Origin of the sequence: Mesorhizobium sp. M0037, assembly GCF_040323635.1 — a bacterium.
GTDB lineage: Bacteria > Pseudomonadota > Alphaproteobacteria > Rhizobiales > Rhizobiaceae > Mesorhizobium.
In genome coordinates this window covers 827591-834956 of sequence record NZ_JAMYVB010000001.1, presented here as the reverse complement: position 1 = coordinate 834956, position 7366 = coordinate 827591, and the positions used below count along the sequence as shown (strand labels likewise).

Genomic DNA, 7366 nt, shown 5'->3' with positions numbered 1-7366 from the left:
CCACGGGTGCAACCGGTTCGACGGGTGAGACCGGAGCAACAGGTTCGACAGGTGAAACCGGCGCGACCGGAGCAACCGGTTCGACGGGTGAAACCGGCGCCACGGGTGCAACCGGTTCGACGGGTGAGACCGGAGCAACAGGTTCGACAGGTGAAACCGGCGCGACCGGAGCAACCGGTTCGACAGGTGAGACCGGAGCAACAGGTTCGACTGGAGCAGCCGGAGCCACAGGCTCGACTGGAACGGCCGGAGCCACGGGTGCCACCGGAACAGCCGGAGCCACAGGTGCCACCGGAGCAGCCGGTGCCACGGGTGCGACTGGTGCGGCCGGAGCCACAGGTGCCACCGGAACAGCCGGAGCCACAGGTGCGACCGGAGCAGCTGGAGCCACAGGCTCGACCGGAGCAGCCGGAGCCACAGGTGCCACGGGCGCGACCGGGCCGAAGGGCGCTACGGGTGCGACTGGCGCCACAGGTTCGACTGGAGCGACCGGGCCAAAGGGAGCGACTGGCGCAACAGGAGCAACCGGTTCGACCGGAGCGACCGGGCCGAAGGGCGATACCGGACCCAAGGGCGCGACAGGTGCCACTGGCGCAACCGGTTCGACCGGAGCGACCGGACCGAAGGGCGACACCGGACCCAAGGGCGCGACCGGCGCAACAGGAGCAACCGGTTCGACCGGAGCGACCGGACCGAAGGGCGACACCGGACCCAAGGGCGCGACAGGTGCCACTGGCGCAACCGGTTCGACCGGAGCGACCGGACCGAAGGGCGACACCGGACCCAAGGGCGCGACAGGTGCCACCGGTGCAACCGGGCCGACTGGACCCTCGAGTGGTCACCACGACTCGGTTGTTGCGACGACCACAACTCCGGCGATGACGACCCAGAAGACCGCCAACGTCAGCTCCGACTCGCTCGGCCTCAAGGACACCGGGCAATTCCTGCAGTCGAGCTCGACTGGCAGCGACGGGAAGCCCTCGCTACACCAGCTGATCGGCCTTGCGGCCGGCTCAGTGAAGACCGATCTCCTGAATGTCCTCAACACGATCAAGGGATTTGGTCAGAACCTGAACAAGCCGTCCGGCGCGAGTACGGACCAGACCTTGGATACGGCCAAGCATGGTACCGGATCCGCCAACACCGACCACACGGCCAAGACGACCCTGAAGGATCTTCTGAAGCCACATGAGTGAGCAAGAAGCTTGACGAGAGACCTCCGAAGAAGGGGAATGCGCGCGAACGTCGCTGGACAGCGAGGTTCGCGCGTTAATCATCCCCGGACACGGATTGCCACGAGAGTCGCACGGCGGATCAATTCGGAGTACAAACGGGCATGATCGGAACCCTCGGCAGAGGCACTTCGGCCCGGGTATTGTCGAGTTCGCTCGCGTACCGGAAGACAGGCGCATGGTGAACATCCCCGCCAACGCCGAAAACCCGCCGGCACCGCTCCACGCCGGTACCGCGCAGAGCGAGGCGGCGGGCGGCGAGAGTCCCTTAGCGCGGGTTCCTGGCGGCCCCGCCGAACTCGACAAGATCGGGCCACGCCTCAAGGCGATGCTGCGGGCCGCCCGCTATCACGGTGTCGAGCTCGACCCGAACGAATTCAGGGCCCCGAGCGCGGTTCCGGCGCCCGCCGATCTCTCGCAGTGGGCGCAGGACGCCGGCATGTGGTCGCGCGCCGTGCGCATCCGATGGTCTCATCTTCTACGCTTCCAGGAAGCCGGACCAGTGGTCTTGTTGTTCAACGATGGCGGGGCGGCTCTGCTTACCGGAGCGAGCGCCGAGCGAAACATCGTGTTCCTGAAAAGCGCGGATGCACCCGACGATGGTGAAGCCATCGCCGTCGACGAGCTGCGGCTGTCGCAGGTGTGGACGGGCGAGGCCCTGCTGCTGCGCGCGTCACGATCCTATGTCGCGGCCGACGCGCCCTTCACCTTTCGCTGGCTCGCCGAGCTGGTGCGCCTCGAAAACCGCGCCCTGCGCGATGTCACCATCGCCTCGTTTACGCTGAGCATCCTTACCATTTTGCCGCCGCTTATCGTCATGACGGTGGTCAACAAAGTGCTGCAGTTCAACAGCATCTCGACGTTGGTGCTCCTGTCGGCGGTGATCGCCGTGGCCTTCGCCTACGAGACGCTGCTTGGCCATGCGCGTCGATTGATCATCAATGTCGTCGGCGCCCGTCTGGACACCAAGCTGCAGCTGCACGTCTTCAGCCGGCTATTGCGCCTGCCGCTCGACTATTTCGAGCGTCATCCGGCCGGCGAGACGATGTATCACCTCGCCCAAGTCTACCGTATCCGCGAGTTCCTGACCGGAAAACTCCTCAGCACGTTCCTGGATATGATCACGCTCTGCGTGCTGGTGCCGGTCATGTTCTACATCAACGCCGCGCTCGCCTGGATCGTGCTGGCCTGCGCGGTCGTGATCATGCTGATCATCCTCGCCTTCCTTAAGCCACTGCGCCGCAGATACCAGCGGGTGGTCGACGCCGAAACCTGGAAGTCGGCGGCACTCGGCGAGACTGTCGTCGGCATCAAGACGGTGAAGGCGCTCGGCCTCGAGCCGCAGCGCAAGGCGCTCTGGGACGAGCGGATAGCCGAGGCGGGAAAGGCGCGTCTCGCCTTCGGACAGCTCGCAAGCTGGCCACAGACCCTGGTTACGCCCATCGAACGAGTAATGGTGCTCGGCACCATGCTGATCGGCGCCTATCTCGCGATGAACGACCGCTCGGGCTACATGGTCGGCGGCCTGTTCGCGTTCATGATGATCTCCCAACGCGTGGCGCAGCCGCTGGTCGGCCTGGCGCGACTGGTTGAAGACTACGAGGAGGTCGGTGCAGCGATAGGCGAGGCGGCGTCGGTCCTCAACCGGCCGCTGGAGAGCAGTTCGAATTCCACCGGCCTGAGACCGAGGCTCGTCGGCGAGGTCGCGTTCAGCGACCTGACCTTCAGCTATATCGCTACCAAGACACCGGCGCTCGATCGTATCAGCTTCCACATTCCAGCCGGCACCATGTTTGGCATTGTCGGCCGCAGCGGTTCGGGAAAATCGACGATTGCGCGCCTCCTGCAGGGGATCAATCGCGACTACAGCGGGTTCCTCAAGCTTGACGGCGTCGATCTCAAGGAAATCAACCTGCGCCATCTTCGCCAAGGCCTCGGCGTGGTCCTCCAGGACAACTTTCTGTTCCGTGGATCGATCCGCGACAACATCATCGCCGGGCGTCCGGGCCTGACGCTTTCCGACGCCATGCGTGCGGCGCACCTCGCCGGCGCCCAGGAATTCATCGAGCGGATGCCGAATGGCTACGACACCTACATCGAAGAAGGTTCGCCTAATCTGTCGGGCGGTCAAAAGCAGCGGCTGGCGATCGCGCGCGCCCTCATCCACGATCCGAGCATCCTCATCCTCGACGAAGCGACCAGCGCACTCGACCCGGAGAGCGAGGCGGTGGTCAGCGCCAACCTCATGCGCATCGCCAGCGGGCGCACGATGATCATCGTTTCGCACCGGCTCTCCTCGCTGACCGAGTGCGACAACATCCTGGTCATGGATCAGGGCAAGGTCCTCGACGTCGCGCCGCACGCGACCCTGCTCGAACGATGCGTGCTCTATCGCCAATTGTGGTCGCAGCAGAACCGGCACCTCGACGGTCGCCACGGCCGCCCGGTCGCCGTTCCGCCGCGGTTGGTTTGACCATGTCGCGCGGCTCACATTCGCATCAGGTCGGTAAACCATGAGCAGCACCTCTCTCACCGCCCTACCCACCCGGTGGCATCGGACGGAAACCAGGGATCCGACGACGCCAGCCATACTCGAGTTCCAGTGGCCGTCGACGGCCGTCGCCAATGCGCCTATCCCGCGGGCGGCGCGCGGCATCGTCTGGATCGTTTCGAGCCTGGTCATTGCGCTGATCGCCCTGGCAGGGCTGATACCGGTCGATCAGGTCGTAACGACCAGAGGGCTGGTGGTCTCGCAATCGCCCAACATCGTCGTGCAGCCGCTCGAGACAGCGATTGTCCGCTCGATCGAAGTACGGGAGGGACAGCGTGTCCAGGCCGGCCAATTGCTCGCCCGCCTCGATGCGACCTTTGCCTCAGCCGACCTGGCGGCACTGGCGATGCAGGTCTCGACGCTTGAAGCAGAGGTGGCGCGGTTGAAGGCAGAGGCCAACGGCCAGGCGTTCACCTACAACGGCCTCGACCCGAGTTGGACCCTGCAGATGTCGATATACGAGCACCGCAAAGCGGTCTACGACGCCAAGGTGGAGAATTTCGAACGCCAACGCGACGAACTCAGTTCGGTGATTTCGCGATCGCAATCGGATGCCGACGGCTACCGCCAGCGGCTCACGGTCGCGGCTTCGATCGAACTGATGCGCAAGCAGCTCGAGGCAAGGCAGGTGGGGAGCCGCCTCAATACACTCCTTGCCGAGGACAACCGGGCAGAAATGTCCCGGGCACTCGGCAATGCGGAGCAGACGGCGGAAGCCGCCAAGCGTCAGCAAGCAGCGGTGGCCGCCGAGCGCGACGGTTACATCCAGGGCTGGCGAGCTGATGTCTCGCAGAGCCTGTCGGAGGCGAGTTCGCGGATCTCGGACGCCCGCGAACTCCTGAACAAGGCAAAGCTTCGAAAACAGCTAGTCGAGTTGAAGAGCCTATCGGACGCCATCGTCCAGTCGGTGGCAAAGGTCTCGGTCGGCTCGGTCATGCAGTCAGGGGAACGCTTTATCACGCTGGTGCCGGCCGATGCGCCGCTCGAGATCGAGACAAACATCGTTGGCAGGAGCAGCGGTTTTGTGCATGTCGGCGACCCAGTGATCATCAAGTTCGACACCTTCCCCTATTCGCAATACGGCCTCGCTCATGGCACTGTGCGAGGACTCAGCCCCGATTCCTTCTCGGCGCAAGAGCAAGCGCGCGATCCGAACAGCTCTCTGGCCATGCTGCCTTCTGACGCCGAGCCGTTCTATCGCGCGCGGATTTCCATCGACCAGATCGCCCTCCACGGCGTGCCCGCCGGTTTCACCGTCAGCCCCGGCATGCCGGTGACCGCCGACGTAAAGGTCGGCCGGCGCACGATACTCAAGTACATTCTCGGTGTGATGCTCCCGATCGGCCAGGAGGCAATGCGGGAGCCTTAGAGTACTCTAGGAATCAGAGGCTCGGATCTATGACAATCCTGGATCGGTTCACTGGTCTGGCCTTCCCGGCGGCAGCGTTGCGCCGGGCGATCCAGCTGGCTGACAGCGGCAAGGCCGCTGAAGCCTTTCCGCTCATGGCGGCAGCGGCGCGCGCGGGGATCGTTGACGCCGAGTACCGGGTCGCGCGTTGCTATCTGGAAGGCTCGGGTGTACCGCCGAGCCGCATGGAAGGCGCGCGATGGCTGCTGCGGGCAGCCAGCCACGGCAACACCGATGCGCAGGCGCTCCTCGCCGCTCTCTACGTGACCGGGCTGGTGACGGCGGAAGCCGACGGCAAGGGCGCCGCATCGGAGTACTTGTTCAAACGGGATTCCGCGAGCGAACCGGACTTCACAGCTGCGTTCGGTTTTGCCACGAAGGCGGCCGAGGCGGGCTCAGCCACGGGACAGGCGATCCTCGGTTATATCCTGACCAGCGGCCCAGAACCGTTGCGCAATGCAGATGCAGCGCACGGGTGGTACGAGAAGTCGGCTTCTGCCGGCTGCGCCGAAGGATGTCTCGGCCTTGCCCTGTCGCTGGCCCGGCGCGGCAGGCCCGAAGATCGGGTCAGGATCGCAGACGAGGTAAGACGCGCGGCGGATGCTGGCCTACCGACCGCAACCTATCTTCTCGCGGTCTTGAGCGAGCACGGGCTCGGCGTGGTCCGCGACATGGCTGCAGCCGCGAAGCTTTATCAGGCCGCCGCGGAGAAGGGCCTTCCCTCAGCCCAGTTCAGGTTGGGATTGGCACTGATCGATGGTGGACTCGTAGACCATGATATCGCCGCTGGAGAGGCGTGGATGCGGCGTGCCGCCCTGGCCGGCAATGTCGAGGCCGCCTATCTCCTCGGCGATCGCTATGTGAAGACGCAGCCGCCGGATTTTGCAGAAGCCGCAAACTGGTATCGACGGGCTGCCGAAGCGGATCACCAGGCTGCCGCCCGCGCTTTGGCCTCTCTCTATCTGACTGGAAACGGAGTGGCCGAGGACGTCGAAGAGGGGACCCGCTTGCTGCGTACTTCTGCAAATGGGGGCAATCAGGAAGCACAGATCGACCTCGCCAATCTTGTCCTTGGAGGAGCCGGCCAGACAGACGACGGTGCAAGCGTTGCCGGATGGTTCGAGGCAGCCGCGTCATTGGGCGACCTCATCGCGGCATTCAACCTTGGGCTCTGTTTCGCCAAGGGCGTCGGCGTTCGGCAGGACGAGGGGCAAGCGGCACACTGGCTGAGGCGAGCCGCCGAGGGCGTCGCCGAGGCGCAATATATGTATGCCCGCCTCCTCCAGGATGGACGCGGCGTGGCAGCCGACCCAACGCAGGCCCGCGTGTGGTTTGCGCGGGCAGCCGACGCCGGCGTGCTCGACGCACGCGTGGCGCTCGCCGAGATGCTGCTCAATGGGCGCGGAGGCACGCGTGAGCCAAAGGCTGCAATGCAGCTGTTCGAGCGGGCCGCCGGCGACGGTCACGCCGGCGCGATGTTTGCGCTTGGCGCGCTGTACGGAGCCGGCCAGGGCCTCCCGGTCGACCAGATCGCGGCGCAGAAATGGTTCGCCGCCGCCGCGGAGCTCGGGCATAGCCAAGCTCAACTCATGCTCGCGCGCTATCTTATCAACGGCCACGCCGGTGAGCCTGACCCGGTGGCAGGTAGACTGTGGCTCGAGCGCGCGGCTGCCTGCGGTATCAGTGAAGCGGCCGACGAACTCGCGGAATTCGCATCTGGTTGAACTTGCCAAGTTTGCCCAGCAACAATCGGGCACAGCAGCGGGATTACCTTCCGAATCACGCCCTTTTGGTATTATTCATCCCGCCAAATGGACCGCTGAGCGTATTTCGGATCTTCGTCAGGTACCTGCAGCCTGCAGCGGACCCAGCCCACTTTCAGTGGGCGCACTCTACGCTTCGTCCTAGGACGATTTTAGGCGGCCTTTGCGCTTGAACTGAACATCGTCGATAGCAGAAGAACGCTTTTTCGATAGTGGGTCTCACGATGTATCGTTCCCCCGACTCGAACCCCCGATGGCGAGCGAACGTTTCTGATGATCACGTTTGTCCCACAGCGTGACCGGACGTCCCAATCTCTTTCATAAGCACGCGCAATTCGGCTGGAGGAGCATGACAGAAAGTTCGAAAAGCTTCCAAGAACCCCAGCCAAACAATTGATCAGGCAAATCATGA

At 64.3% G+C, this 7366-nt stretch carries 3 protein-coding genes and 1 pseudogene; all 4 read left to right on the top strand.

Annotated elements, in window-relative coordinates; all coding sequences use genetic code 11:
• Positions 1-1196 (top strand): annotated as a pseudogene (locus NKJ78_RS04320) (collagen-like protein); the annotation flags it as partial.
• A 214-nt stretch (positions 1197-1410) separates the two neighbouring features.
• Complete coding sequence (locus tag NKJ78_RS04315) at positions 1411-3705, top strand: peptidase domain-containing ABC transporter (protein WP_352459318.1); 2295 nt, start codon at positions 1411-1413, stop codon at positions 3703-3705.
• Positions 3706-3745: 40 nt separating this feature from the next.
• Positions 3746-5152, top strand: coding sequence for an HlyD family type I secretion periplasmic adaptor subunit (locus NKJ78_RS04310; protein WP_352459319.1), 1407 nt, complete (start codon positions 3746-3748; stop codon positions 5150-5152).
• A 29-nt stretch (positions 5153-5181) separates the two neighbouring features.
• Positions 5182-6915: an SEL1-like repeat protein gene (locus NKJ78_RS04305; protein ID WP_352459320.1), complete on the top strand. Its 1734-nt coding sequence runs from the start codon at positions 5182-5184 to the stop codon at positions 6913-6915.
• Positions 6916-7366: the final 451 nt, after the last annotated feature.

What these genes read in the sequence shown, in the direction of transcription:
- NKJ78_RS04315 (WP_352459318.1), top strand. Translation starts at nt 1,411, where the DNA reads ATGGTGAACATCCCCGCCAACGCCGAAAACCCGCCGGCACCGCTCCAC.
- NKJ78_RS04310 (WP_352459319.1), top strand. Translation starts at nt 3,746, where the DNA reads ATGAGCAGCACCTCTCTCACCGCCCTACCCACCCGGTGGCATCGGACG.
- NKJ78_RS04305 (WP_352459320.1), top strand. Translation starts at nt 5,182, where the DNA reads ATGACAATCCTGGATCGGTTCACTGGTCTGGCCTTCCCGGCGGCAGCG.